Source organism: uncultured Rhodoblastus sp., assembly GCF_903903185.1.
Lineage (GTDB): Bacteria > Pseudomonadota > Alphaproteobacteria > Rhizobiales > Beijerinckiaceae > Rhodoblastus.
The window spans coordinates 1-4,709 of sequence record NZ_CAIUXT010000249.1 but is presented as its reverse complement, the minus strand read 5'-3'; the positions used below and the strand labels follow the sequence as shown (position 1 = coordinate 4,709).

At 64.1% G+C, this 4,709-nt stretch carries 4 protein-coding genes; 1 reads left to right on the top strand and 3 read right to left on the bottom strand.

Annotated elements, in window-relative coordinates:
• Nucleotides 1-200 precede the first annotated feature (200 nt).
• Nucleotides 201-647, bottom strand: coding sequence for a CopG family transcriptional regulator (locus QZY01_RS23200; protein ID WP_294542001.1), 447 nt, complete (start codon nt 645-647; stop codon nt 201-203).
• A 10-nt stretch (nt 648-657) separates the two neighbouring features.
• Nucleotides 658-2,646: a conjugal transfer protein TraG gene (locus QZY01_RS23195; RefSeq protein WP_294542000.1), complete on the bottom strand. Its 1,989-nt coding sequence runs from the start codon at nt 2,644-2,646 to the stop codon at nt 658-660.
• Between the two features lie 287 nt (nt 2,647-2,933).
• Here QZY01_RS23195 and QZY01_RS23190 point away from each other — a divergent pair, with 287 nt between their 5' ends.
• Nucleotides 2,934-4,046, top strand: coding sequence for a Fic family protein (locus tag QZY01_RS23190; protein ID WP_294541999.1), 1,113 nt, complete (start codon nt 2,934-2,936; stop codon nt 4,044-4,046).
• Between the two features lie 18 nt (nt 4,047-4,064).
• Here QZY01_RS23190 and QZY01_RS23185 read toward each other — a convergent pair.
• Nucleotides 4,065-4,709, bottom strand: a 645-nt coding sequence (locus QZY01_RS23185) for a DUF3363 domain-containing protein (RefSeq protein ID WP_294541998.1), incomplete at its 5' end; no start/stop codon positions are given.

Genomic DNA, 4,709 nt, shown 5'->3' with positions numbered 1-4,709 from the left:
TCCGCGCGCCTCTATGCGCGCGGCAACCCCAAACGCCAGGGCTTTGCAGCCCTTTTCTCTCAACCCGACTGGTACACTTTTACACCGCCAATTGGCACATTTTGTCGCCGCCGTTGACAGGCGACGCTCTCAACGCGACATCGCACGCTGCTGTGGAATGCAAATCGTTGAGAAGCGTCTACGATCAGCTGATGCTGTTTTTAGCATTTATCGGTCAAGTTTTCATCAGGTTCGTGCGTAGGGGTTTCTGCTATGTCGTTTGGGATTTCCTGCAGAAGGCTTTGCCCTTTCTGCAACCGACGCCCTAGCGCCTCGATGAATCCCTCATACCGCTCGCGGCCCTTCGCCTGCGCGGCGGCCTGCGCGTCGCTCGGCAGGGGCGGCGTAATGGTCAGCCAGAAGCGCACGAACAGCGCCAGCGTTTCGGTCGAGATGCCGATATTCCGCTCAAGTCTTTGCACCTGGCGGGACAGCCGGTCGAGACGGCGGGTGAAGGCGGCTTCACGCCGATCCGCGCCATCCGGCGACAGGAAGGACGCGACGGCGGCCTCGACGATCGCCGAGCGTGATAGCCCTTTGCGGTCGGCAAGATCCGCGATCTGCTTCAATAGAGCCGGCGGGAAATAGACGTTCATCCGGTCGCGCATCGGCTGCCTTTCACAGTTCGAGTCCATCCGCTGGGTCGAGCGAAGCTTGACGCGCGAGGCCGCGCATCTGCTGGCGGAGTACCCGGGCCTGGCGCGCTGCGTCTTCAGGTTCATCGTCGATGACAGCGAATTCCTCATGCGCGGGGGCATTCGTCGCTTCCCTCACGATTGCCACATGATCGGGAAGTTCGGGCTCGCGCCGCACGCCGCCGTTCGCCATGTCCTCGGCTTTTGCAAACTCGGCGAGCAGCGCCGCCGATGGTTTTTGCGGGGCGAGCACCGACCAATTGTCGGGCATGGATGGCCCGGGTTTGATCGCAAGTGCAGGCGGCGGCAGAACGCGCTCGATCAGCCGCTTGTCCTCGAAATACCGAGCCTTCTTCGCCCGGATCGGCGGCGTTCCCGCCAGCATGACGATCTCGTCGGCGGGCGGGAGCTGCATCACCTCGCCGGGCGTCAGCAACGGCCGCGCAGTCTCGGATCGCGAAACCATCAGATGGCCGAGCCAGGGCGAAAGCCGATGCCCGGCGTAGTTTTTCATCGCCTTCATCTCGGTGGCGGTGCCGAGCGCGTCCGACACGCGCTTGGCCGTGCGCTCGTCATTGGTCGCGAAGCTGACGCGGACATGGCAGTTGTCGAGGATCGAATTGTTCGCGCCGTAGGCTTTCTCGATCTGGTTCAGCGACTGGGCGATCAGGAATGCCTTGAGGCCGTAGCCGGCCATGAACGCCAGCGCACTCTCGAAGAAATCGAGCCGGCCGAGTGCTGGAAACTCGTCGAGCATGAGCAGCACGCGATGTCGGCGATGCTTGGCATGCAGGTCTTCTGTCAGGCGTCGGCCGATCTGGTTCAGCACCAGGCGGATCAGCGGCTTGGTGCGGCTGATGTCGGACGGCGGCACGACGAGATAGAGCGTCGCGGGGCGCGCGTCCGCGATCAGGTCGGAGATGCGCCAGTCGCAACGGCGTGTGACCTGAGCGACGACGGGGTCGCGATAGAGGCCGAGGAACGACATGGCGGTCGACAACACGCCGGATCGTTCATTGTCGGATTTGTTCAGAAGCTCCCGCGCCGTGGATGCCACCACGGGATGCGTTCCCGCGTCGCCCAGGTGGGGCGTGGTCATCATCGCCTGCAGCGTCGTTTCAATCGGGCGCCTGGGATCGGAGAGGAAGGCCGCGACGCCGGCCAGGGTCTTATCCGCCTCGGCGTAGAGGACATGCAGGATGGCGCCGACCAGCAGCGAGTGGCTGGTCTTCTCCCAATGGTTGCGGCGCTCAAGCGAGCCTTCCGGATCGACCAGCACGTCCGCGACGTTCTGGACATCGCGGACTTCCCATTCGCCGCGGCGAACCTCAAGCAACGGGTTGTAGGCGGCGGAGGCAGAATTGGTCGGATCGAACAGTAGCACGCGGCCATGCAGGGCGCGGAAACCGGCGGTGAGCGTCCAGTTTTCGCCCTTGATGTCATGGACGATGGCGGAGCCCGGCCAGGTCAGCAGCGAGGGGACGACGAGGCCCACGCCCTTGCCGGACCGCGTGGGCGCGAAGCAGAGGACATGCTCCGGACCATCATGGCGGAGATACTCGCGATCCAGCTTTCCGAGCACGACGCCGTCCGGCCCCAGCAGCCCCGCGCCCTCGATCTCGATCGGCGTGGCCCAGCGGGCAGAACCATAGGTCTCGATGTTCTTCGCTTCGCGGGCACGCCATACGGACATGCCGATGGCGACAGCGATCGAGATGAAGCCACCGGACGCGGCGATGCAGGCGCCCTCCACGAAGACCGGTGGCGCATAGGCGTCATACGCGTACCACCACCAAAAGAAGGCTGGCGGGAGATACACCGGCACACCACGCGCCAGCTCGAACCAGGGTTGCCCGAGCTCGGGCTGGAAGCCGAGCCTCCACGCCGTCCACTGCGTTGCAGCCCAGATCGTGAAGAGCACGATCAGGAAGACGACGATGATCTGGCCCCAGAGGATTTTGGTAGCGGACAAAAGCGGCTTCCTTGGTGGCAAACACCACCAAATTGGCGTGGCGAAACGCCGGAATTCAAGAAGCGGCAACGGCTCGGCGTGCGCCCGGCGGCGGTGGCGTCATTAGACAGGCGGTAGCGTGGAACCGCTGATAAAACTGTGGCCAACGAGATTCCGAGACCTGCAGCGCGATGGCGGCGTCCAGGGGCGTGCGGAGAATAACTGTTCTATTCTCCGCAATATATGCGGCGAACCCGATTGCCGAACGCGGAGATTATATGCCACAATCTCCGCGAAAGGTGCGGCGAATGACGACCTACATCCACACTCTGGCCGACTGGCCCAAATTCCACTGGAGCCATGAAACACTGGCGTCCAGGTTGGCCGCTGTGCGTCATCACCAGGGCCGGCTGATAGGTCGCATGGAAGGGCTTGGCTTTCAGTTGCGCGCCGAGGCCGTCCTTCAGTCGCTGACCGAGGAAATCCTGAAATCGAATGAGATCGAAGGCGAAGTGCTCAATCGCGAACAGGTCCGGTCTTCGATTGCCCGCCGGCTGGGCATGGACATTGGCGCCCTGGCCCCTGTCGATCGCAATGTCGAGGGCGTGGTCGAGATGATGCTCGACGCCACCCAGAATTATGCAGCGCCGCTCACGAAGGCGCGCTTGTTCGACTGGCACGCCGCGCTCTTTCCCACCGGGCGCAGCGGGATGACGAAGATCCGGGTCGGCGCATGGCGCGATGGCAAGTCAGGTCCCATGCAGGTCGTCTCCGGCCCGGTGGGCCGCGAACGCATTCACTATGAAGCCCCCGCCGCGCCGCCTCTTGAGCGCGAGATGCGCGCTTTCATCGCCTGGTTCAACGACCGGGACTCCGTCGATCCGGTCTTGCGCGCCGCCCTCGCCCATCTGTGGTTCGTGACCATCCATCCGTTCGACGACGGGAACGGGCGCATCGCGCGCGCCATCGCCGACATGGCGCTTGCGCGCTCCGAACAAAGCCCGCAGCGCTTCTACAGCATGTCGGCCCAAATCCGGATCGAACGCAAAACCTATTATGACATTCTGGAAGCCACACAGAAGGGCGACCTGGACATTACCGCCTGGATCGAATGGTTCCTCGGATGCCTCGATCGCGCGTTCGATGGCGCGGAAATCATTCTGGCCTCCGTTCTGATGAAGGCGCGGTTCTGGGAGAGGCATGCGGGCGCGCCCTTGCAGGATCGCCAGCGCCTTGTGCTCAACCGGTTGCTGGGCGGCTTCGAGGGGAAGCTGACCTCGTCAAAATACGCCAAGCTCGCGAAGTGTTCTCAGGACACCGCATCGCGCGATATCGACGATCTGATCGCGCACGGCATTCTCACAAAGGACCAGGCCGGGGGGCGGAGCACCAGCTACTCGCTGGTGCCTGTTGATCGTTGATGGTCGTGGGAACGGCGATCACAAACCAAGCCCCCGCTTACGCCCGAACCCCCATTCGATGCCGCTGCCGTCCCTTGCCACGCCGGAGACATGCCGGCCGAGCTGCTTCTCCAACGGCGGCGACCATGGGACGAGCTGGAAACCCAGGCCGTTGTCGATCATGGCGAATCGGCCGGAGGTGAGCGTGAGGCTTTGACGGTAGGTTCCGGCAACTTGCTCGCCCGTAGCGGGCTGGAGATATGGCAGGCCGGTCTCGGCCGACAGCCTTGCTCCAACCGCGCTGAGCTCGCGGCGTCGCAGCGTGTCGAGGAGATCGCGCTGCAAGACGATGCGCTGGCCCTGCCGGCGGGCGAAGCCCTCGTCGGCGAGGTGTTCGGCGCGGGCGGTCATGGCTTCCCGAACCTCGCCGCCGAACCCGCCCATCGAGAGCGGCATCGGCTGACGTTCCACCAGCCGATGATCGAGCCAGGTGGCGCCCGGCGCGGTCACCTGCCGGGCAAGGTCGATGTCGGATCGGTTCGCAAGCACCAGCGTCGGCCGCTGGTCCTCGGCGCCACCGCACCGGCGCACCTCGACGATGCCACCGATGGGTGGGGCATGGGTGAAGGCTTCGGTATCCCGAAACCGCACATGGTGAGCGCGGCCATCCGTGCCGTCGATCAC